Genomic DNA, 22348 nt, shown 5'->3' with positions numbered 1-22348 from the left:
CGGCCGGCCCGGGAGCCGCGCGCGCGGCCCGGGAAAGGCAGCGGGGCGCGGGTGGAAAGCTTCAATTCGGGCATTGGCACCCACCGGGCCGTAAAATGGCGGCCCAAACAAGCCAGCAGATTAACGCAAGCACCTGAACATGACGCTTTGGCTCCTCGGCCTGAACCACCAGACCGCGCCGGTCGACCTGCGCGAACGGGTGGCGTTTGCCGGCGAAGCGCTGGGCCGGGCGCTGGGCGCGCTGCGCGCCCTGCCCGGGGTGTCGGAGGCGGCCCTGCTCTCGACCTGCAACCGCACCGAGGTCTACGCCATGGCCGAGGACGGCCAGGTGCTGGCCGACTGGCTCGAAGGCCACGGCGCCGGCATCTCCGCCTACCTGTACCGCCACCGCGACGCCGACGCGGTGCGCCACCTGTTCCGGGTCGCCACGGGGCTGGACTCGATGGTGCTGGGCGAGCCACAGATCCTGGGCCAGGTGAAGGACGCCTGGGCCCGGGCGCGCGAGCACGGCGCCCTCGGCAGCCGCCTGGACCGCCTGTTCCAGCAGACCTTCGCGGTGGCCAAGCGCGCCCGCACCGACACCCGCATCGGCGCGAACCCGGTTTCGGTGGCCTCCACCGCGGTGCGCCTGGCGCAGGATTCGTTCGCGCCACTGGCCGATTCCACCGTGCTGCTGATTGGCGCCGGCGAGACCATCGAGCTGGCCGCGCGCCACCTGGTGAAGGGCGGCGTGCGCCGCCTGCTGGTGGCCAACCGCACCCTGGCCCACGCCCAGGCCCTGGCCGAGCGCCACGGCGGCTATGCCCTGCCGCTGACCGAGCTGGACCGGCACCTGGCCGAGGCCGACATCGTGTTCTCCGCCACCGCCGCGCGCGAGCCGGTGCTGCTGCGCACCCAGGTCGAGGCCGCGCTGGCCGTGCGCCGGCGCAAGCCGGTGCTGCTGTTCGACCTGGCGGTGCCGCGCGACATCGAGGCCGGCGTGGCCGCGCTGGACGACGCCTACCTGTATACCGTGGACGACCTGGAGCGCGCGGTGGAGGACAACCGCCGCGGCCGCCACGAGGCCGCCGAGGCGGCCGAGGCGATCATCGACCTGCAGGTGTCCCGCTTCATGGAGACCGTGCGCGCCGGCGAGCGCCAGGACACCCTGCGCCGCCTGCGCGCCATGGGCGATGCCGCCCGCGAGGAGATCCTCGCCCGCGCCCGCCAGCAGCTGGCCTCCGGGCGCGATCCGGACGAGGTGCTGCAGTTCCTCGCCCACACCCTCACCAACCGGCTGCTGCATCCGCCGACCGCGGCCCTGCGCGAGGCCGCGCTGGCCGGCGATACCGAGCTGGTGCGCGCCGCCGACCGCCTGTTCCCCGCCCGCGCGCCGTACTCGCACCCGGCCGCCGCCAACCTGCCCCCGCCCCGACTGCCCGATGACCCCGAGCCTGCGCCGCAAGCTTGAAGCGCTGGCCGAGCGCCGCGAAGAACTGGAACGCCTGCTCGCCGATCCCGGCGTGATGGGCGACCCTGCCCGCTTCCGCGACCTGTCGCGCGAGTTCGCCCAGCTGGAGCCGGTGGCCACCGCGCTGGCCGCCGAGGCCCGCGCCCGCGAGGACCTCGCCGCGGCCGAGGCCATGCGCGAGGACCCGGAGCTGGCCGGGCTGGCCGAGGAGGAAATCGCCACCGCGCGCGAGCGCCTGCAGCAGCTGGACCGGGAGCTGGCCCTGCTGCTGGTGCCCAGGGACCCGCGCGACGAGGGCAACCTGTTCCTGGAGGTGCGCGCCGGTACCGGCGGCGACGAGGCCGCGCTGTTCGCCGGCGACCTGTTCCGGATGTACGCGCGCTACGCCGAGCGTCAGGGCTGGAGGGTCGAGGTCGAGTCCGAAAATCCGGGCGAGCACGGCGGGCACAAGGAAATCGTGGCCCGCATCGTCGGGCGCGGCGCGTATTCCAAGCTGAAGTTCGAGTCCGGCACCCACCGCGTGCAGCGGGTGCCGGCCACCGAGTCGCAGGGCCGCATCCATACCTCGGCGGCCACCGTGGCGATCATCCCCGAGGCCGACGAGATCGAGGAGATCACCATCAACCCGGCCGACCTGAAGGTCGACACCTTCCGCTCCTCCGGCGCCGGCGGCCAGCACGTCAACAAGACCGACTCGGCCATCCGCATCACCCACCTGCCCAGCGGCCTGGTGGTGGAAAGCCAGACCGAGCGCAGCCAGCACGCCAACCGCGACAAGGCGATGAAGCGGCTCAAGGCGCAGCTGCTGGAGGCCGAGCGCAGCCGCCAGCAGGCCGCGCAGGCCGAGAGCCGGCGCCTGCAGGTGGGCAGCGGCGACCGCAGCCAGCGCATCCGCACCTACAACTTCCCCCAGGGCCGGATCACCGACCACCGCGTCGAAGGCCTGACCCTTTACGACCTGCCCAACATCCTCGAGGGCGACCTGGACCCGCTGGTCAGCCGCCTGCAGCAGGAATACCAGGCCGACGAGCTGGCGCGCCTGACCTCCGAATGAGCGCGGCCGGCGCGGCCCGCGCTAGGCTAGGGGCATGACCGCCCAGACCGACTTCGCCCCGCTGCAGCTGTGCGTGCTGACCGTGTCCGACACGCGCACCCTGGAAAACGACAGCTCCGGCGACTACCTCGCCGGCGCGCTGCAGGCCGCCGGCCACCAGCTGCACGCCCGCGCGCTGCTGCCGGACGACCGCTACAGGCTGCGCGCACTGGTGTCGGCCTGGATCGCCGAACCGGCGGTGGACGGCATCCTGGTCACCGGCGGCACCGGCTTCACCGGCCGCGATTCCACGCCCGAGGCGCTGCTGCCGCTGCTGGACAAGGAAATGCCCGGCTTCGGCGAACTGTTCCGCGCCATCAGCGTGGACGAGATCGGTACATCCTCGCTGCAGTCGCGCGCCTTCGCCGGGGTGGCCAACGCCACCTTCCTGTTCGCCCTGCCCGGCTCGACCTCGGCCTGCCGCACGGCCTGGGAAAGGATCATCGTCCACCAGCTGGACGCGCGCACCCGGCCCTGCAACCTGGCCGGACTGCGCCCGCGCCTGCGCGAGGCCTGAGCCCCGTCAGCCGACGCTGAAGCCCGGCGGCACCCGCTCCTGGTGCGGGAAGCGCTCCACCGCCTCGACCTTGGCCGTCGGCGGCCCCTGGCGCAGCCACTGCTCCAGCGCGTCGATCGCCTCCGGGCTGCCGGCGGCGACCACCTCCACGCGCCCGTCCGGCAGGTTCACCGCGCTGCCATCCAGCCCCAGGTGCAGCGCCTGCTCGCGGGTGGATGCGCGGTAGTACACGCCCTGCACCTTGCCGCTGACCAGGAAACGTGCCGCGTCCATGGCTCAGCCCTCCGCCTTGCCGGCCACCGCCAGCTCGATGTCGCTGGCGCTCACCGGCCCCAGGAACTGGCGCGCGACCTTGCCGTCCGGCGCGAGCAGGTAGGTCATCGGCAATCCGCGCGGAGTGGCGAAGTCGCCCGGCGGCGCGTACGGATCCAGCACCACGATCGGGTACGAGACCGGGCGCTCGCGCAGGAACGCCTGCATTTCCTCGGTGGCGATGTCCTCGTAGGCCAGGCCCACCACCTCGATGTCCTCGCGCATCTCGTGCAGCGCCGACAGTTCCGGCATCTCCTGCAGGCAGGGCTTGCACCAGGTCGCCCAGAAGTTGACCACCACCCAGCGCCCGCGCTGCGCGGCCAGGTCGTAGGGCTTGCCGTCCACCGCGGTGCCGGTGAAGGACGGGTACTCGGCGGTCTGGTCGACCACGCCGGGGCTTTCCAGCGGCGGCGGCAATTCCTCGGCCGACGGCGGCGGGCTGGCGTCGGCCGCGGACTGCGGCTCCGTGGCCTGGCGCCCGCAGGCGCACAGCAGGGCCAGCAGGGCCAGGGCGGGAATCGGGAAACGCATGGTCAATCTCCGAGGGAATGGGGGTAGAGGGAGCCGACCCGGCGCCGCAGCACGTCGCGCAGCGGCAGGCGCAGGTCGTCGAGTACCGCGGTGGCGTCCTGGCCGAGCGGGTCCTCGCGGCACGGCAGCCAGGCCTCGTCCGCGGGCACGCGCACGCCGCAGGCCTCGTACAGCTCGCCCAGGCAGACGTCGTCCAGGTCGCGGCCCAGCAGCCACTCGCCCTGCTCGTCCCGGCGCAGCACGCGGATCTCCGCCAGCTGGGCGAGGAACTCCTGCAGCAGCGAGTCGGTGAGCATCGGCTCCAGCTCCAGGATCGCCGCCGTGTGCAGGCCATGGCCCTCGCGCCGGGCGTCGCGGAAGCGGCCGATCAGCCGCAGCAGCGCATAGACCTCGTAGCCGGCCGGCAGGCGCATGGACGCCGGCTGGTAGCGGAACGCGGCCAGCGACGAAGCCAGCGAGGCACCCAGCAGGATCGCGATCCAGCCCAGGTAGATCCACAGCATCAGGATCGGGATGAAGGCCAGCGCGCCGTACAGCTTCTGGTAGCCCTGGAAGCTGCCCAGGTACACGCCCAGCCCGGCCTTCACCGCTTCCAGCAGCAGCACCGCCAGCGCCGCGCCGGCCAGGGCGTGGCGCCACTTGACCGTGTGGTGCGGCACCACGCGGTAGACCAGCACCACCACCACCAGTTCGATCAGCACCGGCGCCAGGCCCAGGCTGAGGTCGGCGATGGCGCGCCCTTCCGGGGTGGCGAACAGCGGCAGGGCGAAGATCCGCGCCGAGATCGACAGCGAAGCGGCGGCCAGCAACGCGCCCAGGGTCAGCACCGTCCAGTACACCAGGTAGCGCGACAGCCGCGGCCGCGCGCTGGCCACCCGCCAGATGCGGTTGAAGGTGGACTCCACGCTGTTGAGGGTGACCAGCAGCGAGACCACCAGCGCAACGACGCCGGCGGCGGTGAGCTGGCGCGAGTTCTCGGCCAGGCGGTCCAGCGAGGACTCGATCGCGCGCGCCGCGGTCGGCATGAAGTTGGAGAACACGTAGTCGACCAGGGCGTTGCTCCACTGGTCGAACACCGGGAACGCGGCCAGCACGCCCAGCACCACCACCGCCAGCGGCACCAGGGCGAAGGCGGTGGTGTAGGCCAGCGCCGCGGCGGCCTGGAACAGGCGGTCGTCGACGAAGCGGTGCCACAGGAAGCGCGCGAACGCGACCGCGCGGGCGCGGTCGCGCATGCGTTCCCGCCAGTTTCCGGTCAGACCGTCCATGCGCATCGGGCAAGCCTACCCGATGCGCCGCACGCGCCGCATCGCCGATACTTGCGCCCCTGGCATACCCGAGGAAGCAGCACGCATGGCCGAGATCCTGGTCCTGTACTACAGCCGCGGCGGTTCGGTCGCGCGCCTGGCGCGGCAGATCGCGCGCGGGGTGGAGGAAGTGCCGGGCATGCAGGCGCGGCTTCGCACGGTGCCGCCGGTGGCGGCGGTGACCCAGCAGGCCGCCCCGCCGGTGCCGGAGGACGGCGCGCCCTACGTCACCAGCGCCGACCTGGCCGGGTGCGCCGGCCTGGCCCTGGGCAGCCCCACCCGTTTCGGCAACATGGCCGCGCCGGTCAAGCACTTCCTCGACGGGCTTGGTGGCGAATGGGCCAGCGGCACCCTCGCTGGCAAGCCGGCGGCGGTGTTCACCTCCACCGCCACCCTGCACGGCGGCCAGGAATCGACCCTGCTGAGCATGCACGTGCCGCTGCTGCACCACGGTTGCGTGATCGTCGGCATCCCCTATACGGAGCCGCTGCTGAGCAGCACCCGCAGCGGTGGCACGCCCTACGGCGCCAGCCACGTCGCCGGCGCCGACGACGACCCGCAGCCGAGCGAGGAAGAGGCCGTGCTGGCGCGCGCACTGGGCCGGCGCCTGGCCGATATCGCCGCGAGGCTGGCCCGCTGATGCGCGCGCCTTCGCACCGGGTGCTGGGCATCGCCCTGCTGGCCCTGGCCGGGCTCTACCTGGCCTGGTTCCACGACGACCGCCACGCCGCCGCGGCGCTGCTGGTGTTCGCCCTGCCGCCGCTGCTGCTGGCGGGGCCGGCCTGGCGCGGCGGGCGCAAGGCCGCGTTCTGGTCGGGCGTGCTGGCGCTGTTCTGGTTCAGCCACGGGGTGATGCACGCCTGGGCGCATCCGGAAGCCGGGCTGTTCGCCTGGGCCGCGATCGCGCTGTCGCTGGTGGTGGTCATGGCCTCCAGCTGGCCGGGGCTGAAGGCGCGCTTCGGCCGCCGCGGCTGAGCGAAGGTTTCATTCGCACCTTTTCGCCCACCGGCGCGATAATCGCGCCGCGGCGGTGCCCGGCACCGCCCTCCCCCGTCCACGGGTGCGGCCGCGGCCGCACCGCAGGAGCCGCTCCATGGAAGAACTGCTGATCGTCACCACCGGTGGCACGATCGACAAGATCTACTTCGACGACAAATCCGACTACCAGATCGGCGAGCCGCAGATCGGCATGATCCTGCGCGAGCTGGGGGTGAACTTCCGCTTCACCGTGATCCCGATCCTGCGCAAGGACTCGCTGCACATCACCGACGCCGACCGCGAGCTGGTGCGCGCCACCATCGCCGCGCAGCCGGCGCGCCACGTGCTGGTGACCCATGGCACCGACACCATGGTCCAGACCGGCATGGTGCTGCGCTCGATCGCGGACAAGACCATCGTCATGACCGGCGCACTGAGCCCGGCGCGGTTCCGCGGTTCGGACGCGGAGTTCAACATCGGCTGCGCGATCGGCGCGGTGCAGACCCTGCCGCCGGGCGTGTACATCGCCATGAACGGCCGGGTCTGGACCCCGGACAAGGTGCGCAAGAACGTGGCCGCCAACCGCTTCGAGCCGGCCTGAGGCCAGGCCCGTGTCGAAGGCGACCCGCGCCACCCGCGTCCTCGACGCCGCCGGCGTCGTCTACCGCCTGCATCCGTACGACTACGACGCCGAGGCCAGCGTCCTGGCGGGCGGCAAGGGCCTGCAGGCGGCCGCCGCGCTGGGCGTGGCACCGGAGCGGGTACTGAAGACGCTGATGGCCTGGGTCGACGCCCAGGCGGTGTGCGTGGTCCTGCCCAGCGACCGCCAGGTCCAGCTCAAGGCGCTGGCGGCGGCCGCCGGCGGCAAGGCCGCGCGGATGATGGAAGTGGCCGAGGCCGAGCGCCGCAGCGGCTACAGGGTCGGCGGTATCAGCCCGTTCGGCCAGCAGCGGCCGGCGCCCGTGTGCTTCGAGCGCGACGCGCTGGCCCAGCCGAGTGTGTTCATCAATGCCGGCCAGCGCGGCCTGCTGCTGGAGCTGGCGCCGGCGGATGCGGTGCAGGTGCTGCAGGCGCAGGTGGCGGCGATCAGCCGCGCATAGCCGCACGCAGCCGTGTCCGGCTACGCCACCCACGAATCCCGAATCCCGATCCCGAATCCCGATCCCGAATCCCGGCGCCCAGGGTGCGCGATGCGGACTCAGTACATCCCGGTCTCGAGGCGCGCGGCCTCGGACATCATGTGCCGGCCCCACGGCGGGTCGAACACCAGTTCCACGTCGGCCTGGCTGATGGTCGGGATCTGCTCCAGCTTGGCGCGCACGTCGTCCACCAGGATCTCGCCCATGCCGCAGCCGGGCGCGGTCAGGGTCATCTTCACGTCGATGCCGCGGGTGCCGTCGTCCAGGTGCTTCAGGCTGGCCTCGTAGACCAGGCCCAAGTCGACGATGTTGAACGGGATCTCCGGGTCGAAGCAGGTGCGCAGCTGGCTCCAGACCATGGCCTCGACCTCCTCGTCGCTGGCGTCGGCCGGCAGTTCCAGCTGCGGCGGCACTTCCTTGCCGATCGCGTCGGCATCCTTGCCCGCGATCCGGAACAGGTTGCCTTCCACGAACACGGTATAGCTGCCGCCCAATCCCTGGGTGATGTAGCCGACGCTGCCGGCAGGGAGGGTCACCGCCTCGCCCTGCGGCACCATGACGGCGGCGCAGTCGCGTTCGAAGCGGACGGGTTCGCTGCTGCGGGAGTACATGCGGCGGATATGGGGCAGCCCGCCCGCATATGCAAGGCGGCCAGCGGCCGGTGTGGGGAGGACGCTCATTCTAGCGCATGCCCGCCGGGCGTATCCTTGGCGACCCCTTCCGGATCCACCCGATGCCCCGAACCCTGCATTCCCATGGCCGCCCACGCCGCGCCTGGCTGTGGCTTCCCCTGCTGTTGCTGGCCATGGCCACCGCGGTGGTCGCCTGGGGCGCCCTGGGCCTGGCCAGCGGCCGCCAGCACGGCTGGGTGGCGCTGCTGGTGGCGCTGGAGTCGGGACTGATGCTGCGCCTGGGCGGGATGCGCCCCGGCTGGGGACGCGCCGTTGCCGCCGCCGTGGCCACCGTGCTGGTGGTGGTCGCGGTGCAGTGGGCGATTGCCGCCGGCCATATCGGCGCGCAGATGGGCATGGCACCATGGCAGGCGCTGCCGAAGATGGGGCCGCGCTTCGTGCTGACCCTCAGCCAGCTGGCCAATACCCGCCTGGACCTGTGGTGCCTGGCGCTGGCGCCGCTGCTGGCGCTGCGCGCCGGACGCTGAGCCGCCACGCAGGCCCCGGCGGCGCGCGCCGGGGCCGCGTCCGCCTCAATGGCCGCCGTCCAGCGCCTTCAGTTCGCTGACCAGGGCGTTGGCCATGTCCGCGCCGTCGCCGTAGAGCATGCGGGTGTTGTCGGCGTAGAACAGTGCATTCTCGATGCCGGCAAAACCGGTGCCCTTGCCGCGCTTGATCACGATGACGTTCTTCGACTCGACCACGTCGAGGATCGGCATGCCGTAGATCGGGCTGGACGGATCGGTCTTGGCCACCGGGTTGACCACGTCGTTGGCGCCGATCACCAGCGACACATCGGTGTTCGGGAACTCCGGGTTGATGTCGTCCATGTCCGCGATCAGGTCGTACGGCACGCCGGCCTCGGCCAGCAGCACGTTCATGTGCCCCGGCATGCGCCCGGCCACCGGGTGGATCGCGAACTTCACCTTCACCCCGCGCTCGATCAGCCGCTGCGCCAGCTCCCAGATCTTGTGCTGGGCCTGGGCCACGGCCAGGCCGTAGCCGGGCACGATCACCACGCGCTCGGCGTAGGCCATCATCGCCGCCACGTCGCCGGCCTCGATCGGCTTCTGCGAGCCGCTGATCTCCTGCGCCTGGCCGGCGGCGCCGAAACTGCCGAACAGCACGTTGCGGATCGGCCGGTTCATGGCCTTGGCCATCAGCCGGGTCAGCAGGATGCCGGCCGCGCCGACCATCATGCCGGCGATGATCAGCGCCTCGTTGCCCAGCACGTAGCCCTCGAACGACACCGCCAGCCCGGTGAAGGCGTTGTAGAGGGAGATGACCACCGGCATGTCGGCGCCGCCGATCGGCAGGGTCATCAGCACGCCCAGCAACAGTGCCACCAGGAAGAAGGCGATGATCGCCACCGGCTGCAGGCTGGTGGCCGCCCATGCCCCGAGCACCACCATGGCCAGCGCCACCAGCAGGTTGAACGCCTGCTGGCCCGGGAAGGCCACGCGCTTGTCCAGGCGCCCGTCGAGCTTGGCCCAGGCGACCACCGAGCCGGACAGCGACACCGCGCCGATCGCCGAGCCCAGCACCGCCAGCGCCAGTACCACTGCGCCCGGGCCGGCCGCCGGAGCCCCGGCCGGCGCGGCCTGCGCCAGCCCGGAGTAGCGCAGCAGCTCCACCGCGCCGATCGCCGCGGCCGAACCGCCGCCCATGCCGTTGTACAGCGCGACCATCTGCGGCATGTCGGTGATCGCCACCTTCTTGCCGGAGACCCAGGCCAGCACCGTGCCCAGCACCAGCGCCGCGACGATCAGCGCCAGGTTGTGCAGGTCCGGCAGCAGGAAGGTCGCGGCGGTGGCCAGCAGCATGCCGACGCCGGCCCAGTGGATGCCGCTGCGCGCGGTGGCCGGCGAGGCCATGCGCTGCAGGCCGAGCAGGAACAGGGTGGCGGCCACCAGGTAGCTGGCGCCGACCAGCCACAGGCGCAGGTCGAAGCCGCCGCTCATGCCTTGCCCCCGGGCTTCTTCGAGGACTTGAACATCTCCAGCATGCGCTCGGTCACCACGTAGCCGCCGGCGGCGTTGCCCGCGCCGAGGGCCACGGCGATGAAGCCCAGCGCCTTTTCCAGGGTGGTGTCGGCGTGGCCGAGCACCACCATCGCGCCGATCAGCACCGCGCCGTGGATGAAGTTGGATCCGGACATCAGCGGCGTGTGCAGGATCACCGGCACCCGCGAGATGATCACGTGGCCCGCGATGGCCGCGAGCATGAAGATGTACAGCGCTACGAAACCGTCGTTCATTGCGTCCTGCCTCCCCGGGCACGTGCCCGCCCGGATGATAACCGCAGGCTGAACCCGGCTGGCGCGTGTCAACCGCGGCCCGCGGCGGGCGTTTACTGGTGCATCGAACCGCCACGAACGGGTGCAGATGAAACCGACGATCCCGCCGCCGTTGCCCGCCATGGCCGTGGCGTCCGCCCGGATCCACGGTACCCGTACCGGGGGCCGTTAAGCTGTGCTGGTGACTCCGCCCGCATCGCCCGACACGGACGCGCCCGCCACCCCGGCCTGGGCCTCGCTGGACGCGTTCCTGGCCGACATCGGCACGCGCGCGTTCCGCTTCGCCGAGGCCGGCCTGCGCAACCGCGACGATGCGCTGGACGCGGTGCAGGACGCGATGATGCGCATGCTCGCCTACCAGGACCGCCCGGCCGCCGAATGGACGCCGCTGTTCTGGAGCATCCTGCGGCGGCGGATCATCGACCTGCAGCGGCGCTCGCGCTTCCGCCTGCGCTGGATGCTGCCGGCGGTGGCCAGCGACGATCCGCGCGGCGAAGACACCGGCATCGACTGGGCCGACACCAGCCCCGGCCCGGCCGAGGCCCAGGAGCGTGGCGAGACCTACGCGCGCCTGGTGGAGGCGCTGCGCCAGCTCCCGCCGCGCCAGCGCGAGGCGTTCACCCTGCGCGTGCTGGAAGAACTGGACGTGGCCACCACCGCGCAGGTGATGGGCTGCTCGGAAGGCTCGGTGAAGACCCACCTGTCGCGTGCGCGGCAGGCCCTGAATTCGCAACTGGAGGACGTCCTGTGACGACCGCACCCGATTCCCTCGACCGCCGCGCCCGGCAGCTGCACGCCGAAGCGCTGGCGCATGTCTCCCCCGAGGTGCGCGCGCGCCTGCGCCGGGCCCGTCACGAGGCCATCTCCGCCGGTACGGAGCGCCCGTCCTGGCGGCTGCCCTCGTGGCTGGCCGGCGGCGCCATGGCCGCGGCCCTGGTGCTGGCGGTGGTCCTGCGCCCGGACCCGGCGCCGCCGCAACCCGACGCCCTCCCCGCCGCCGGCGTGGCCGCCGCCACGCTCGAGGATCCGGCCGTCCACCTGAAGGAGGATCCCGGCTTCTACCTGTGGCTGGCCTCGGCCGACGTCACCGCCCTGGCCCTGGAGTAACCGCCATGAACCTGCGCCTGTCCCTCTGCCTTGCCGCGCTGCTGCTGCCGACCGTGGCCGCCGCCCGGCCCGCCCAACCCGCGCCCGCGCCGGCACCCGCCGCGCGCCAGGCGGAACTGCCGCGCTGGGAACAGCTGAGCGCCGAACAGCGCGAGCTGCTGGTCGCGCCGCTGCGCGACCGCTGGAACGACAACCCGCAGGAGCGCGCACGCATGCTCGAGCGTGCCCAGCGCTGGAAGGAACTGCCGCCGGAGGCGCGCGAACGCGCCCGCCGCGGCATGCGCCGCTTCGAGCAGATGGACCCGGAGCAGCGCCAGCGCGCGCGTGCGATCTTCGAGGCCACCCGGCAGATGACGCCGGAGCAGCGCGAGCGTTTCCGCAAGGAGTGGGAGCAGATGAGCCCGGCGCAGCGCCAGGAATGGCTGCGCGCGCATCCGGCCAGGGACGCGCACTGAGTCGCGCGGGCCGGCCAGCGGCCGGCGGCTCAGGCCGCGGCGGTCGCCGCCGGCGGTTCCGGCCAGGCGGTCTTCGCCAGCAGTTCGTCGTTCCAGTCGAAGGACAGCGCGCCGTCCTTCAGGAACAGGGCCACGAAGTTGAAGACGTTGCGCGCGTACATCTCGCTGGCGTGCACCGCGCCCATGCTGGCCAGGTCGAGCGGACCGGCGATGGTCACGCCGTGGCGCTCGACGGTCTGCCCGCGCTCGGTCAGCTCGCAGTTGCCGCCGGTCTCGGCGGCCAGGTCCACGATCACGCTGCCGGGCTTCATGCCCGCCACCATCGCCGCGCTGATGATCTTCGGGGCCGGCCGGCCCGGCACCGCGGCAGTGCACACGATCACGTCGATGTTGCGTACATGCTCGGCCAGGCGCCGCTGCTGCTCGGCGCGCTCCTCGTCGGTCAGCGCGCGCGCGTAGCCGCCCTCGCCGGCCGCGCTCACGCCCAGGTCGAGGAACTTGCCGCCCAGCGACTCGATCTGCTCGCGGGTCTCCGGGCGCACGTCGAAGCCCTCCACCTGCGCGCCCAGCCGGCGCGCGGTGGCGATCGCCTGCAGGCCGGCCACGCCGGCACCGACCACCAGCACCTTCGAGGGGCGGATGGTGCCGGCGGCGGTGGTGAGCATGGGGAAGAAGCGCGGCGCCAGCTGCGCGGCGATCAGGGTGGCCTTGTAGCCGGCCATTCCGGCCTGCGAGCTGAGCACGTCCATGGCCTGGGCGCGGGTGGTGCGCGGCAGGCGCTCCAGCGGGAACGCCCGGATCCGGCGCGCCTGCAGCGCCGCGGCGCGGGCCGGATCGGCCTGCGGGTGCAGCATGCCCACCAGCACCGCGCCCTCGCGCAGCGCGCCGATCAGTTCCGGCGCCGGCGGCTGCACGCACAGCACCACCTCGGCGCTGGCGCGGGCATCGGCGGCGGCGGGCAGCGCGCCGGCCTCGGCATAGGCCTGGTCGCTGATGCCGGCGCCCAGCCCGGCGCCCGGCTCCACCCGCACCGTGGCCCCCGCGGCGACCAGCTTGCGCACCGTCTCCGGCGTGGCGGCCACGCGGCGCTCGCCAGCGGCGGCTTCCTTCAGCACCAGCACTTCCACCGTCATGCCGCGTCCCCTCGCAATGTCAGACCGGCCGGATGCTAGCAAACGCGGCCGGCGGCGGTTCGATGGTTTCAGCGGCATCCGCCCGCCGCGGGCGCACCCGGGCGGCGGCCCGGACTCAGTGCAAGGTGGCGCTGCCGCGCGCGGCGACCACGCTGTCCAGGCGCTCGATCACGCCCTGCATGGCGGCATCGAACGCGCCCTCGTCGGCCACGTGCATGCGCAGCCGGCCCAGCCGCACCATCGCCGCCAGCTCCTCGGCCGAGGCCACGCAGAAGCGCACGCCGCGGCGGTTGACGAACAGCAGGCGCTGCGAGATCGGGCTGATCCAGGACAGCTTGCCCGGCTGCACGCGGCCGTCCTTGTCGATGAAGTCCAGCCAGGTGCCCACCGGCAGGCCGCGAATGTAGTCGACATCGGCCTTGTCGAAGCCCTGGGCCTCGTCCAGCCCGGCCAGGTCGACCGGGCTGTTCTCCACCGGCGCCGGCTGCGGCAGGGCCACTGCCGGCAGCTCCGGCAGGGCCTTCTCCAGTTCCGGGCGGGCGGCGGCGACCGCCTGCAGGGTGTCGCCCATCGCCGCGATCGCGGCGCTGGCGGCGTCGCCGTGCAGGCCGACGCTGGCCAGCACCTTCAGCAGCGCCGGCTGCCAGGCCTGCAGCCACGGCTTGCCGACCACGTGCCGGCGCGCCTCGGCCACCTCGTCCAGCACGCCGTCGGCCAGCGCCATGGCCTCGACGAAGGCGGCGCCGGCGTCGCCCTCGCGCAGCAGCGCCAGGGTCACGTGGTGCTGCCAGGCGTTGTGCAGGAACTCGGAAATCGCCCGCGGCAGCTCCAGCCCCTCCACGCGCGCCGCCAGCTCCTGCTGGGCGCGCTGGCGCGCCTGCTCCAGGCGCTCCTGGCCACGCTGGATCTCGGCCGCGCGGCGCTCGGTGATCTCGACCCGGCGGCGGTGCTGCTCGAGGAATTCGCGGAATTCCTCCTCCAGGGTCATGAAGATGGACAGGTTCTCGTTGAACTCGGCCACCAGGCGCTCGATGATCTCCTCGACCTTGGCCAGCAGCGTGCGCTCGGCCGCGCTCTCGCCCTGGTTGCCCTCGCAGGCCTCGGCCAGGGCGTTGAGCAGGCGCCGCGCCGGGTGGGTCTTCTGCACGAACATGCGGCGGTCCAGCAGGGCCACCTTCACGAACGGCACCACCAGGCGGCCGATCAGCTCGCGCGGGCGGTCGGCCAGGTCGCGCTCGTCCAGCAGCACGTCGAACAGCATGCCGACCAGGTCGATCGCGTCCTCGTCCTTGGGATCCAGGCGGGTGCTGGCCGGGTCCACGCCCAGCTGGCTGGCATTGGCCAGGACCTCGCTCTTGAGTCGCTGCGACAGCGACTCGTGCTGGTCGCCGATGGCCGCGCGCAGGGTCGCGGTGGGCGTGGCCTGCAGCAGCGACAGCACCGACAGCATCTCGCGCTGGGTCAGCGGGCGCTGCTGGCCCTGCGCCTGCTGGATGGTGCCGGCCGCCTGCTCGGCGCCGCCGCGCAGCTGGCGGCTGTGCTCCAGCAGGTGGTGCAGGGCTTCCAGCAGCATGCCCTGGGCCGCCGGGTCGCCGGGCAGGAAACCCTGCCCGCCGGCACCGGCACCGGCACCCGCGGCCGCAGCGCCGGGCGCGGAATGCTCGCCGGCCATGCGCTGGCCGCCGGCCCAGCGCTCCATGAAGCGCGCCGCCCAGGCCGGGGAATACTCCTCCACCGGCGCCTCGGCCCAGGCCTGGCCGGCCTGCGGTTCCTCGGGCACGCGTTCGAACAGGTCCTCGCCGGGCGCGGTGGCCGGGCGCGGCGGCGGTGCCGGGCGCGCGGCCGGGCGCGCCGGGGCCGGGCCCTGCACTCCGGCGCGGGCAAGGCGCTGGTCCAGGCCCTCGTAGAGCCGGGCCACCAGCGGCGCCAGGTCGCGCTCGCACAGCTTGATCAGCACCAGGCGCACTTCCGGCGCCAGCTCGCAGGCGGCGAAGGCCTGGTGCACGGCCACGCCGATGTGCTCGGGGCCGATCGGGTTGCTGTCAGCGTCCAGCACCTCGCCCCCGGCCACCCAGGCCAGGCGGCGCTCCAGCCGGGCCAGCACGTCCTTGCATTCGCGCTGCAGGGCGGCGGCCAGGTTGCGCACCGCCAGGCGCGATTCCAGCTCCTGCTCGGAGACCAGGCTCAGCCCGCCCTGCTGCCCGGACAGGGCGCCCTCGGCCGACAGCGGCTCGCCTTGCTCCAGCGCGCGCCAGGCACGGGCCAGGTGCTCGCGGAAGCGCACGGCGATCTCCTCGCGCCGGCGGCGCAGCTCGCGCATGCCGTCCAGGAACAGCAGCTGCGAGGAGCCGGCGCGCTCGGCGCGGTCGAACAGCACGTCGTCGTAGCGCGCCACCGCCACCGAGAAGGCCTCGCCCAGCGCCGGCAGGAAGGCTTCCTTCGCCTGCGCGAGCAGCGCGGCATCGGGGGCCTTCAGGCGGTGGAACTCGGCTTGGGCTGGACTCATGCGCGTGGGGCTCCGGCACGAAGGCGGAGGACATTACGAATGGGGGGCGGCTCCCTACCGCTCCTGCATCGTACGTCCTGCTTCCGCGAAGCAACCGTGATCGGGTCGGCAATTCGCGGCTGGCGGTCAGGAACTTTAACAGCAGTGGCGGCTCCTGCCTGCGGTGCCGCGCCCACGCCGCCCACGCGCCCCGGCCTCCCGCGCCGGCTCACCTATAATCAATGACTTCGGCAACATACGCCGCCCCCCGCGGCCAGGAGTCCATGCCCACTTTCCCCAGCCTGGAGGCGCTGGACCAGCGCCGTTCCGTCCCGTCCATGCAACTGGGCGAGCCCGGTCCCGACGAGGCCACCCTGCTGCGCATGCTGGCATCGGCGGCACGGGTACCCGACCACGGCAAGCTGGTCCCGTTCCGCTTCCTGCGCATTGCCGGCGACGCGCGCCACGCGCTGGGCGAGTTCGTCGCCGCGCGTGCGTTGCAGCGCGACCCGCAGGCACCGCCGGCGGCGGTGGAGAAGGACCGGATGAGGTTTTCCCGCGCCCCGCTGGTGGTGGCGGTGGTCGCCCGCCTCCAGGCCGGGCACAAGGTGCCCGAGCAGGAACAGCTGCTGAGTGCCGGCTGCGCCTGTTTCGCCCTGCTGCAGGCCGCCCAGGCCATGGGCTTCGGTGCGCAGTGGCTGACCGCGTGGATGGCCTACGACCCGGAGGTGGCGCGGGTGCTGGGGCTGGCGGCGAACGAGCGCATCGTCGGCTTCGTCCACATCGGCACGCCACAGGCCGAGGCGCCGGAACGCCCGCGTCCGGATCCCCGCGCCCTGCTGTCGGACTGGGCGCCGTGAGCGCCGCCGGGCCAGGCCTGCCCGCCTCCGCGGTGCCCGCGCCGCGGCCGCCGCTTTACCTGGTCGACGCCAGCCTGTACGTGTTCCGCGCCTGGCATTCGATGCCCGATGCCTTCCGCGACGCCCAGGGCTGGCCGACCAACGCGGTGCACGGTTTCGCCCGCTTCCTGCTGGAGCTGCTGGAACGCGAGCGCCCGGGGCACATCGCCATCGCCTTCGACGAGGCGCTGGACAGCTGTTTCCGCCACCGCATCTACCCGGCCTACAAGGGCAACCGCGAGCCGGCGCCGGAGGAACTGCGCCGCCAGTTCGCGCACTGCAAGGCGCTTTGCGCGGCGCTGGGCCTGGCGGTGCTGGCGCATACCGAATACGAGGCCGACGACCTGATCGGCAGCGCCCTGCACCGGGCGCGGCCGGCGGGCTTCCGCGGGGTGATCGTCTCGGCCGACAAGGACCTGTCGCAGCTGCTGGGCGAGCACGACGAGCAGTGGGACTTCGCCCGCGGCCAGCGCTGGGGCGCGGCCGGGGTGAAGGCGCGCCACGGCGTACACGCGCACCAGATCGCCGACTACCTGGCCCTGACCGGCGACGCGGTGGACAACATCCCCGGCGTGGGCGGCATCGGCGCCAAGACCGCGGCGGTGCTGCTATCCCACTTCGGCAGCCTGGACGCGCTGCTGGAGCGGGTCGACGAGGTTGCCTTCCTGCGCCTGCGCGGCGCCGCCCAGGTCGCGGCGCGGCTGCGCGAGCAGCGCGAGCTGGCACTGCTGTTCCGCCAGCTGACCACCATCGCCTGCGATGCGCCGCTGGACTACGCCGTCCCGGCCACGCCGCGCGGGGCGGCCGATCCGGAGATGCTGGACGGGCTGGCCACGGCGCTGCGCTTCGGGCCGATGACCCGGCGCCGGCTGCGGATCGCCGCCGGGCTGGAGGAGCCGGCGCCGGCCTGGAGCGACGGCGCCCCGGCCTGAGCGCGGCTGACGCGCGGGCGCCGACGGCTTAGGATCGGGCGCATGGACACCACCGACAAGGACGCCCCGCGCGTCGTCTACGAGGGCCGCTACCAGCGCATGGTCGTGCGCGGGACGTGGGAGTACTCCGAACGCACCCACGCCGGCGGGCTGGCCGCGATCATCCTCGCGGTGACGCCGGAGGACCGGATCCTGTTCGTGGAACAGTTCCGGGTGCCGCTGCAGGCGCGCACGATCGAGATGCCGGCCGGCCTGGTCGGCGACATCGATGCCGGCGAATCGATCGAGGCCTCGGCGATCCGCGAGCTGGAGGAGGAGACCGGCTGGACCGCCGAGCGCGCCGAGGTGCTGATGATCGGCCCCACCTCCTCCGGGGCCAGCAGCGAGAAGGTCGCGTTCGTGCGTGCCACCGGCCTGCGCAAGGTCGGCGAGGGCGGCGGCGACGGCACCGAGGACATCACCGTGCACGAGGTCCCGCGCGCCACCGCCGCGGCCTGGCTGGTGCGCAAGATGGGCGAAGGCTACGAGCTGGACTCCAAGCTCTGGGCCGGGCTGTGGATGATCGAGCATGAACTCGACGGCACCCCGCGTGCCCCCTGACGGCCGGCACGCCACGCTGCTGCAGGCCGGCGACCCTGCGCCGCTGGAGCTGCTGCGCCCCGACGGGACCTCGCCCTGGCTGTTCGTGGTCGACCATGCCGGCCAGGCGATCCCGCGCGCGCTGGGCGACCTGGGCCTGCCGCCGGGCGAGATCGACCGCCACATCGGCTGGGACATCGGCATCGCCGGGGTCGCGCGGCGGCTGGCGGAACTGCTGGACGCCTGGACCATCCTGCAGCCGTACTCGCGCCTGGTGATCGACTGCAACCGGCCGCTGCAGTCGCCGACCTCGATCGTCGAGGCCAGCGACGGTACCCCGGTGCCGGCCAACCTGGGCCTGGACGAGGCCGCCCGCGCCGCGCGCCAGCGCGCGATCTTCCAGCCCTACCACGCACGCATCGCCGCTGCCCTGGACCAGCGCGCGGCCCAGGGCCGCCCGACCCTGCTGGCCACCCTGCACAGCTTCACCCCGTCGATGGCCGGCTTCGACCGCCCCTGGCACTGCGGCGTGCTCTACCACCGCCACACCGCCCTGCCCCACGCCATGCTCGCGGCGCTGCGCGCCGAGGGCGACCTGGTGGTCGGCGACAACCAGCCTTATGCGGTCACCGCGACCAGCGACTACGCGATCCCGGTGCACGGCGAGGCGCGCGGACTGCCGCACGTGGAACTGGAGATCCGCCAGGACCTGATCGCCGACGAGGACGGACAGCTGCTGTGGGCGCAACGGCTGGCGCGGATCTTCGCCGCACTGGCGCCGCGCTTTGTCGGCTGAACCGGCCGCAACGCCAGCCACGCCCGGCGGGAAAGCGTTTCCATCCGGGTCGTCCAAGCCGCCGCGGTTCCGGCATACTCGGTCGGCCAACCTGTTTCACCGAGTCACCATGCCAGGCCACCGCTTCCTTCCTCCGCTCGCCCTGCTGGCCCTGCTGACCGGCTGCGCCATGGGACGTGGCGTGCCGGAACGTTCGGCTTTCGAGACCTTCGAGTCCGCCAACACCTACTCGCGCAGCTTCGACCATTCCCCGGCGCAGACCTGCGAGGCCGCGCGCCGCGCCCTGCTCAGCCAGGGCTTCGTGGTCGGCCGCGCCGAGGCCGACGTGGTCGAGGCACGCAAGTACTTCCAGCACGACGACAACCACGAGCAGGTGGAATTCCGCGCCGTGTGCATGCCGCAGCTGCGCGGCGAGCAGCAGACGGTGGTGTTCGTGAACGCGGTCCAGGACCGCTACGTGCTCCGCCGCAGCAATACCTCCGCCAGCCTGGGCGTGAGCGCGCTAGGCTCGGTCTCGCTGCCGATCGGCTCGATCGAGGATTCGCTGGTCAAGGTGGCCAGCGAGACCCTGCAGGATTCCAACTTCTACAAGCGCTTCTTCGCCGTGCTCGAGCGCTTCCTGCCGGAGGAGATCGAGCGCCCCGCGCGGCCGGCGGCGCAGACCCAGCCGATGCTGTTCCCGGTGCAGCAGTACCCGCAACCGACCCCGGGCGAGCTGATGCCGGGCGTGCGGATCGAGGACCTGCCTGCGCCGCCGCCGGCCGTTTCCCCGGCTCCGGCCCAGCCCGCCGGTGCGCCGGAGCCGGCGCTGCCCGCGCCGATGCAGCCGGTGCCGGCGACACCGCCGGCGGGCGGCTGAACCCGCCGCGCGTCCGGCGGCCCGAAGCGGCCCGACGCGCGGATGCCTCGCCTCAGGCGAAGGCGTCGGTGGCGCGCACCAGCGCGTCCACGTTCTCCGGCTCGAACGCCGAGTGGCCCGAGGCCGGGGTGATCTCCAGCTTCGCCTTCGGCCAGGCCCCGTGCAGGTCCCAGGCATTCTGCAGCGGGCAGACCACGTCGTAGCGGCCATGCACGATCACGCCGGGGATGTCGGCGATGCGGTGCGCATCGCGCAGCAGCTGGTCCTCGACCTCGAAGAAGCCGCCGTTGACGAAGTAGTGGTTCTCGATCCGGGCGAAAGCCAGGGCGAACCGCGGATCCTCGTGGCTGGTGACGAAGTCCGGGTCCATGTGCAGGAAGCTGGTCGCGCCTTCCCACACGCTCCAGGCCTTGGCCGCGGCCAGGCGGGTGGCCTCGTCCTCGCTGGTCAGGCGGCGGTGGAAGGCGGAGATCAGGTCGTGCCGCTCCACCTCCGGGATCGCCTTGACGTAGTGCTCCCAGGCGTCCGGGAACAGGCGGTTGGCGCCTTCCTGGTAGAACCACTCCAGCTCCCAGCGGCGCAGCATGAAGATGCCGCGCAGCACCAGCTCGGTGACCCGCTGCGGGTGGGTTTGCGCATAGGCCAGCGCCAGGGTCGAGCCCCAGCTGCCGCCGAACACCTGCCAGCGCTCGATGCCGAGCTTTTCGCGCAGCTTCTCGATGTCGGCCACCAGGTGCCAGGTGGTGTTGTCGACCAGGTCGGCGTGCGGGGTGGAACGGCCGGCGCCGCGCTGGTCGAACAGCACGATGCGGTACTTCGCCGGGTCGTGGAAGCGCCGCATCTTCGGGCTGCAGCCGCCGCCGGGGCCGCCGTGCAGCAGCACCACCGGCTTGCCTTCCGGGTTGCCGCACTCTTCGTAGTACAGCTCGTGGCGGCCGTCGACCTTGAGGGTGCCGGTCGCGTACGGTTCGATCTCGGGATACAGGCTGCGCATGCGGATTCCTTGCGGCGGAAAGCGCCCATTGTATCGGGCGTCCCGCGCGCGCCCCGCCTCAGCCGGGACGGCGCCCGTAGCTGACCCGGTCGCGCTGTTCCAGGTCCTGCGCCGTGGCCACTTCCACGAAGCCGGCCTGCCCCAGCAGCGCACGCACCGCCGCGCCCTGGTCCCAGCCGTGCTCCAGCAGCAGCCAGCCGCCGGGGACCAGGTGCGCCGGGGCGGTGGCCACGATCATGCGGATCGCATCCAGGCCGTCGGGCCCGGAAGCCAGTGCGCGGAGCGGCTCGTGGCGCAGGTCGCCCCGGGCCAGGTGCGGATCGCCTTCGGCGATGTACGGCGGATTGCTGGCCACCAGGTCGAAGCGGTCGCGGCCCAGGGCCTGGCACCAGTCGCCGCGGCGGAACCAGACGTTGCCGATGCCATTGGCCTGGGCGTTGCGCACCGCGACGGCAAGGGTGGCCTTGGCCACGTCGGTGGCGACCACCGCCGCCAGCGGCCGCTCGCTGGCGATGGCCAGGGCGATGGCGCCGGTACCGGTGCCCAGGTCGGCCACCCGCACCGGCTCGTCGGCCGGCAGGCGTTCCAGCGCCAGCTCCACCAGCAGCTCGGTTTCCGGGCGCGGGATCAGGGTGTCTGGGGTGGTTTCCAGGTCCAGGGTCCAGAAGCCGCGGCGCCCGGTCAGGTAGGCCACCGGCTCGCCGGCCTGGCGGCGCGCCAGCAGCGCGCGATAGGCCCCGGCCTGGTCCGCCGGGACCGGATCGTCGCCATGGGCGAACAGCCAGGCGCGGTCCTGCTGCAATGCATGCAGCAACAGGGGCTCGGCATCCTCGCGCGGCAGCCGGCCGGCGGCCTCCTGCAACAGGGTCCTGGGGGTGGGAGCTTGGGTTTGTTCCATCGCGCCACCATGAAGCAGGGCAAGGGGAATTGCCAAGCTTGATGATTCAGGAGAGGAATTCTCCGGATTCGATAGATGGAACCTATCTATCCAATCCTTTTAATTGATTTGCCCTGTCTATCGAGAGCGCCTAGCATGGCGTCTCAGTTTTCACCCCAACCGAGAGAGGACCCATGTCCCTGATCAACACCACTGTCCAGCCCTTCAAGGCCAATGCCTTCCGCAACGGCGAGTTCATCGAAGTCACCGATGCCGACCTGAAGGGCAAGTGGTCGGTCGTGATCTTCATGCCGGCTGCCTTCACCTTCAACTGCCCGACCGAGGTCGAGGACGCCGCCAACAACTACGCCGAGTTCCAGAAGGCCGGTGCCGAGGTCTACGTCGTGACCACCGACACCCACTTCTCGCACAAGGTGTGGCACGAGACCTCCCCGGCTGTGGGCAAGGCCCAGTTCCCGCTGGTCGGCGACCCGACCCACCAGCTGACCCGCGCCTTCGGCGTGCACATCGAGGAAGAGGGCCTGGCCCTGCGCGGCACCTTCATCATCAACCCGGAAGGCGTGATCAAGACCATGGAGGTCCATGACAACGCCATCGCCCGCGACGTTTCCGAGACCCTGCGCAAGCTGAAGGCTGCCCAGTTCGTCGCCGCCAACCCGGGCCAGGTCTGCCCGGCCAAGTGGAAGGAAGGCGCCAAGACCATCGCTCCGTCGCTGGACCTGGTCGGCAAGATCTAAGGCCGTACCCGCCCCGGCGCCCGCGCCGGGGCATCCCTCCCCTGCCCAAGGCGGGGGAGTGGACCGGAGCCATCGCATCCCACGCAGCCGCCGCGCCGCGGCACGCCACGCAGGCCGCGTCGGCTCCGGTCCACTTCCCCATCCACGGGCGCCCGCCACGGCGGGCGCCACGGTGGCGGC

At 72.6% G+C, this 22348-nt stretch carries 27 protein-coding genes; 17 read left to right on the top strand and 10 right to left on the bottom strand.

Annotated features, from left to right (window positions below; all coding sequences use genetic code 11):
* Positions 1-139: 139 nt before the first annotated feature.
* Genes hemA through moaB form a run of 3 tightly spaced genes read left to right on the top strand, consistent with a single transcriptional unit; the run spans position 140 to position 3060 of the window.
* The gene (gene hemA, locus EIM47_RS08680) at positions 140-1450 is read left to right on the top strand and encodes a glutamyl-tRNA reductase (RefSeq protein WP_125076688.1); all 1311 of its coding nucleotides are present in this window, start codon (positions 140-142) and stop codon (positions 1448-1450) included.
* Positions 1422-2504, top strand: a complete 1083-nt coding sequence (prfA, locus tag EIM47_RS08675) for a peptide chain release factor 1 (protein ID WP_125076687.1) — start codon at positions 1422-1424, stop codon at positions 2502-2504. Before hemA ends, prfA begins: the two co-directional genes overlap by 29 nt.
* A 34-nt stretch (positions 2505-2538) precedes the next feature.
* Positions 2539-3060, top strand: coding sequence for a molybdenum cofactor biosynthesis protein B (gene moaB / locus EIM47_RS08670; RefSeq protein ID WP_019397150.1), 522 nt, complete (start codon positions 2539-2541; stop codon positions 3058-3060).
* A gap of 6 nt (positions 3061-3066) precedes the next feature.
* On the opposite strand, the gene EIM47_RS08665 is transcribed toward moaB, so the two are convergent.
* From EIM47_RS08665 to EIM47_RS08655, 3 genes are read right to left on the bottom strand one after another with little or no spacing between them, the layout of a single operon-like run.
* Positions 3067-3333: an acylphosphatase gene (locus EIM47_RS08665; RefSeq protein WP_028915649.1), complete on the bottom strand. Its 267-nt coding sequence runs from the start codon at positions 3331-3333 to the stop codon at positions 3067-3069.
* Between the two features lie 3 nt (positions 3334-3336).
* Positions 3337-3903, bottom strand: coding sequence for a TlpA disulfide reductase family protein (locus EIM47_RS08660; RefSeq protein WP_019397148.1), 567 nt, complete (start codon positions 3901-3903; stop codon positions 3337-3339).
* 2 nt (positions 3904-3905) lie between these two features.
* Positions 3906-5171, bottom strand: a complete 1266-nt coding sequence (locus EIM47_RS08655; RefSeq protein WP_026010193.1) for a YihY family inner membrane protein — start codon at positions 5169-5171, stop codon at positions 3906-3908.
* A 22-nt stretch (positions 5172-5193) separates the two neighbouring features.
* Between EIM47_RS08655 and wrbA the strand changes: the two genes are divergently transcribed.
* The 4 genes from wrbA (at position 5194) to ybaK (ending at position 7288) form a co-directional block, all read left to right on the top strand.
* Positions 5194-5850 carry an NAD(P)H:quinone oxidoreductase gene (gene wrbA / locus EIM47_RS08650; protein WP_186828174.1) on the top strand — a complete coding sequence of 219 codons (657 nt, stop codon included), beginning with the start codon at positions 5194-5196 and terminating at the stop codon, positions 5848-5850.
* On the top strand, positions 5850-6185 hold the full coding sequence (locus EIM47_RS08645; protein ID WP_019397145.1) for a DUF2069 domain-containing protein: 336 nt from the start codon (positions 5850-5852) through the stop codon (positions 6183-6185). Before wrbA ends, EIM47_RS08645 begins: the two co-directional genes overlap by 1 nt.
* A gap of 118 nt (positions 6186-6303) precedes the next feature.
* The gene (locus EIM47_RS08640; RefSeq protein WP_019397144.1) at positions 6304-6789 is read left to right on the top strand and encodes an asparaginase domain-containing protein; all 486 of its coding nucleotides are present in this window, start codon (positions 6304-6306) and stop codon (positions 6787-6789) included.
* 10 nt (positions 6790-6799) lie between these two features.
* Complete coding sequence (gene ybaK / locus EIM47_RS08635; protein WP_019397143.1) at positions 6800-7288, top strand: Cys-tRNA(Pro) deacylase; 489 nt, start codon at positions 6800-6802, stop codon at positions 7286-7288.
* A gap of 98 nt (positions 7289-7386) precedes the next feature.
* On the opposite strand, the gene sufT is transcribed toward ybaK, so the two are convergent.
* Positions 7387-7938, bottom strand: a complete 552-nt coding sequence (gene sufT, locus EIM47_RS08630) for a putative Fe-S cluster assembly protein SufT (protein WP_019397142.1) — start codon at positions 7936-7938, stop codon at positions 7387-7389.
* 122 nt (positions 7939-8060) lie between these two features.
* Here sufT and EIM47_RS08625 point away from each other — a divergent pair, with 122 nt between their 5' ends.
* On the top strand, positions 8061-8486 hold the full coding sequence (locus tag EIM47_RS08625) for a hypothetical protein (protein WP_019397141.1): 426 nt from the start codon (positions 8061-8063) through the stop codon (positions 8484-8486).
* A 45-nt stretch (positions 8487-8531) separates the two neighbouring features.
* Here the strand turns inward: EIM47_RS08625 and EIM47_RS08620 are convergent, their stop codons facing one another.
* Positions 8532-9959, bottom strand: a complete 1428-nt coding sequence (locus tag EIM47_RS08620; protein ID WP_019397140.1) for an NAD(P)(+) transhydrogenase (Re/Si-specific) subunit beta — start codon at positions 9957-9959, stop codon at positions 8532-8534.
* Positions 9956-10255 (bottom strand): NAD(P) transhydrogenase subunit alpha, encoded by a 300-nt coding sequence (locus EIM47_RS08615; protein WP_019397139.1) that lies wholly within the window; start codon positions 10253-10255, stop codon positions 9956-9958. Before EIM47_RS08615 ends, EIM47_RS08620 begins: the two co-directional genes overlap by 4 nt.
* Before the next feature lie 214 nt (positions 10256-10469).
* Here EIM47_RS08615 and EIM47_RS08610 point away from each other — a divergent pair, with 214 nt between their 5' ends.
* The 3 genes from EIM47_RS08610 to EIM47_RS08600 are packed head-to-tail and all read left to right on the top strand — an operon-like array spanning position 10470 to position 11856.
* Positions 10470-11045, top strand: a complete 576-nt coding sequence (locus EIM47_RS08610) for an RNA polymerase sigma factor (RefSeq protein WP_028915652.1) — start codon at positions 10470-10472, stop codon at positions 11043-11045.
* On the top strand, positions 11042-11401 hold the full coding sequence (locus EIM47_RS08605) for a hypothetical protein (protein WP_125076686.1): 360 nt from the start codon (positions 11042-11044) through the stop codon (positions 11399-11401). The genes EIM47_RS08610 and EIM47_RS08605 overlap by 4 nt, the downstream gene beginning before the upstream one ends.
* Positions 11402-11406: 5 nt before the next feature.
* On the top strand, positions 11407-11856 hold the full coding sequence (locus EIM47_RS08600) for a DUF3106 domain-containing protein (protein ID WP_019397136.1): 450 nt from the start codon (positions 11407-11409) through the stop codon (positions 11854-11856).
* Between the two features lie 29 nt (positions 11857-11885).
* Here the strand turns inward: EIM47_RS08600 and EIM47_RS08595 are convergent, their stop codons facing one another.
* Both EIM47_RS08595 and EIM47_RS08590 read right to left on the bottom strand, forming a co-directional pair.
* Positions 11886-12989: an NAD(P) transhydrogenase subunit alpha gene (locus tag EIM47_RS08595; protein ID WP_125076685.1), complete on the bottom strand. Its 1104-nt coding sequence runs from the start codon at positions 12987-12989 to the stop codon at positions 11886-11888.
* Positions 12990-13104: 115 nt separating this feature from the next.
* A complete protein-coding gene (locus EIM47_RS08590; RefSeq protein WP_125076684.1) occupies positions 13105-15495 on the bottom strand; it encodes a DUF1631 domain-containing protein in 2391 nt (796 codons plus the stop codon).
* A gap of 263 nt (positions 15496-15758) precedes the next feature.
* Here EIM47_RS08590 and EIM47_RS08585 point away from each other — a divergent pair, with 263 nt between their 5' ends.
* The 5 genes from EIM47_RS08585 (at position 15759) to EIM47_RS08565 (ending at position 19539) form a co-directional block, all read left to right on the top strand.
* Positions 15759-16334 (top strand): nitroreductase, encoded by a 576-nt coding sequence (locus EIM47_RS08585; RefSeq protein ID WP_028915657.1) that lies wholly within the window; start codon positions 15759-15761, stop codon positions 16332-16334.
* Positions 16331-17305 (top strand): 5'-3' exonuclease H3TH domain-containing protein, encoded by a 975-nt coding sequence (locus EIM47_RS08580; protein WP_084220864.1) that lies wholly within the window; start codon positions 16331-16333, stop codon positions 17303-17305. The genes EIM47_RS08585 and EIM47_RS08580 overlap by 4 nt, the downstream gene beginning before the upstream one ends.
* A 42-nt stretch (positions 17306-17347) precedes the next feature.
* Complete coding sequence (locus EIM47_RS08575) at positions 17348-17905, top strand: NUDIX hydrolase (protein WP_019397054.1); 558 nt, start codon at positions 17348-17350, stop codon at positions 17903-17905.
* Positions 17874-18680, top strand: coding sequence for an N-formylglutamate amidohydrolase (locus tag EIM47_RS08570; protein WP_205948704.1), 807 nt, complete (start codon positions 17874-17876; stop codon positions 18678-18680). Before EIM47_RS08575 ends, EIM47_RS08570 begins: the two co-directional genes overlap by 32 nt.
* A 109-nt stretch (positions 18681-18789) precedes the next feature.
* Positions 18790-19539, top strand: a complete 750-nt coding sequence (locus EIM47_RS08565) for a DUF2242 domain-containing protein (protein WP_233603087.1) — start codon at positions 18790-18792, stop codon at positions 19537-19539.
* Between the two features lie 52 nt (positions 19540-19591).
* On the opposite strand, the gene pip is transcribed toward EIM47_RS08565, so the two are convergent.
* Together pip and prmC are read right to left on the bottom strand one after the other, a co-directional pair.
* On the bottom strand, positions 19592-20533 hold the full coding sequence (pip, locus tag EIM47_RS08560; protein ID WP_028915661.1) for a prolyl aminopeptidase: 942 nt from the start codon (positions 20531-20533) through the stop codon (positions 19592-19594).
* Between the two features lie 58 nt (positions 20534-20591).
* The gene (prmC, locus tag EIM47_RS08555; RefSeq protein WP_125076683.1) at positions 20592-21431 is read right to left on the bottom strand and encodes a peptide chain release factor N(5)-glutamine methyltransferase; all 840 of its coding nucleotides are present in this window, start codon (positions 21429-21431) and stop codon (positions 20592-20594) included.
* Positions 21432-21604: 173 nt separating this feature from the next.
* Here prmC and ahpC point away from each other — a divergent pair, with 173 nt between their 5' ends.
* A complete protein-coding gene (ahpC, locus tag EIM47_RS08550) occupies positions 21605-22168 on the top strand; it encodes an alkyl hydroperoxide reductase subunit C (RefSeq protein ID WP_019399642.1) in 564 nt (187 codons plus the stop codon).
* The last annotated feature ends 180 nt before the right edge of the window (positions 22169-22348 follow it).

It is taken from the genome of Pseudoxanthomonas sp. SGT-18 (assembly GCF_003931645.1).
In the GTDB taxonomy this organism is placed as follows: domain Bacteria; phylum Pseudomonadota; class Gammaproteobacteria; order Xanthomonadales; family Xanthomonadaceae; genus Pseudoxanthomonas.
Note: the sequence above shows the minus strand (reverse complement) of the source record. Positions and strands in the feature narration are given on the sequence as shown.

What these genes read in the sequence shown, in the direction of transcription:
- EIM47_RS08655 (WP_026010193.1), bottom strand. Translation starts at nt 5,171, where the DNA reads ATGGACGGTCTGACCGGAAACTGGCGGGAACGCATGCGCGACCGCGCC.
- hemA (WP_125076688.1), top strand. Translation starts at nt 140, where the DNA reads ATGACGCTTTGGCTCCTCGGCCTGAACCACCAGACCGCGCCGGTCGAC.
- EIM47_RS08600 (WP_019397136.1), top strand. Translation starts at nt 11,407, where the DNA reads ATGAACCTGCGCCTGTCCCTCTGCCTTGCCGCGCTGCTGCTGCCGACC.
- moaB (WP_019397150.1), top strand. Translation starts at nt 2,539, where the DNA reads ATGACCGCCCAGACCGACTTCGCCCCGCTGCAGCTGTGCGTGCTGACC.
- EIM47_RS08665 (WP_028915649.1), bottom strand. Translation starts at nt 3,333, where the DNA reads ATGGACGCGGCACGTTTCCTGGTCAGCGGCAAGGTGCAGGGCGTGTAC.
- wrbA (WP_186828174.1), top strand. Translation starts at nt 5,194, where the DNA reads ATGCGCCGCACGCGCCGCATCGCCGATACTTGCGCCCCTGGCATACCC.
- EIM47_RS08615 (WP_019397139.1), bottom strand. Translation starts at nt 10,255, where the DNA reads ATGAACGACGGTTTCGTAGCGCTGTACATCTTCATGCTCGCGGCCATC.
- EIM47_RS08620 (WP_019397140.1), bottom strand. Translation starts at nt 9,959, where the DNA reads ATGAGCGGCGGCTTCGACCTGCGCCTGTGGCTGGTCGGCGCCAGCTAC.
- EIM47_RS08590 (WP_125076684.1), bottom strand. Translation starts at nt 15,495, where the DNA reads ATGAGTCCAGCCCAAGCCGAGTTCCACCGCCTGAAGGCCCCCGATGCC.
- EIM47_RS08595 (WP_125076685.1), bottom strand. Translation starts at nt 12,989, where the DNA reads ATGACGGTGGAAGTGCTGGTGCTGAAGGAAGCCGCCGCTGGCGAGCGC.
- prmC (WP_125076683.1), bottom strand. Translation starts at nt 21,431, where the DNA reads ATGGAACAAACCCAAGCTCCCACCCCCAGGACCCTGTTGCAGGAGGCC.
- EIM47_RS08575 (WP_019397054.1), top strand. Translation starts at nt 17,348, where the DNA reads ATGGACACCACCGACAAGGACGCCCCGCGCGTCGTCTACGAGGGCCGC.
- EIM47_RS08645 (WP_019397145.1), top strand. Translation starts at nt 5,850, where the DNA reads ATGCGCGCGCCTTCGCACCGGGTGCTGGGCATCGCCCTGCTGGCCCTG.
- EIM47_RS08570 (WP_205948704.1), top strand. Translation starts at nt 17,874, where the DNA reads ATGAACTCGACGGCACCCCGCGTGCCCCCTGACGGCCGGCACGCCACG.
- EIM47_RS08660 (WP_019397148.1), bottom strand. Translation starts at nt 3,903, where the DNA reads ATGCGTTTCCCGATTCCCGCCCTGGCCCTGCTGGCCCTGCTGTGCGCC.
- sufT (WP_019397142.1), bottom strand. Translation starts at nt 7,938, where the DNA reads ATGTACTCCCGCAGCAGCGAACCCGTCCGCTTCGAACGCGACTGCGCC.
- EIM47_RS08585 (WP_028915657.1), top strand. Translation starts at nt 15,759, where the DNA reads ATGCCCACTTTCCCCAGCCTGGAGGCGCTGGACCAGCGCCGTTCCGTC.
- EIM47_RS08640 (WP_019397144.1), top strand. Translation starts at nt 6,304, where the DNA reads ATGGAAGAACTGCTGATCGTCACCACCGGTGGCACGATCGACAAGATC.
- ahpC (WP_019399642.1), top strand. Translation starts at nt 21,605, where the DNA reads ATGTCCCTGATCAACACCACTGTCCAGCCCTTCAAGGCCAATGCCTTC.
- pip (WP_028915661.1), bottom strand. Translation starts at nt 20,533, where the DNA reads ATGCGCAGCCTGTATCCCGAGATCGAACCGTACGCGACCGGCACCCTC.
- EIM47_RS08565 (WP_233603087.1), top strand. Translation starts at nt 18,790, where the DNA reads ATGCCAGGCCACCGCTTCCTTCCTCCGCTCGCCCTGCTGGCCCTGCTG.
- prfA (WP_125076687.1), top strand. Translation starts at nt 1,422, where the DNA reads ATGACCCCGAGCCTGCGCCGCAAGCTTGAAGCGCTGGCCGAGCGCCGC.
- EIM47_RS08625 (WP_019397141.1), top strand. Translation starts at nt 8,061, where the DNA reads ATGCCCCGAACCCTGCATTCCCATGGCCGCCCACGCCGCGCCTGGCTG.